This window comes from Paraburkholderia sp. SIMBA_053 (assembly GCF_046534895.1).
GTDB lineage: Bacteria > Pseudomonadota > Gammaproteobacteria > Burkholderiales > Burkholderiaceae > Paraburkholderia > Paraburkholderia caledonica.
The window spans coordinates 1-234 of record NZ_JAWRXU010001748.1 but is presented as its reverse complement, the minus strand read 5'-3'; the positions used below and the strand labels follow the sequence as shown (position 1 = coordinate 234).

General features: G+C 56.8%; 1 protein-coding gene. It reads right to left on the bottom strand.

Features of this window, described 5'->3' with window-relative positions:
• A partial coding sequence (locus tag SB753_RS41510) for a hypothetical protein (protein ID WP_410805747.1) occupies window positions 1-234 on the bottom strand: 234 nt, incomplete at both ends.

Genomic DNA, 234 nt, shown 5'->3' with positions numbered 1-234 from the left:
ATCTTCATCAAACTCAGGCAAGCTCGCCGGATCGATCACCGCATATTCGTACTGAGGTTTGCCATGCATAGGCACGGCTTGCCCGGCAGTCTCATGCCCGGAAGAAGCCTGTTGCGAAGAAGAAACATCTTGCAATGAAGGCGCATCTTGTCCCGCTACTGCCTGCGCCGGTTCTGCTTCTGTCTCAGTCAGCTCACCGTGACGCTCAGCAGCCTGCGCAGCCAGCTGTAGCTG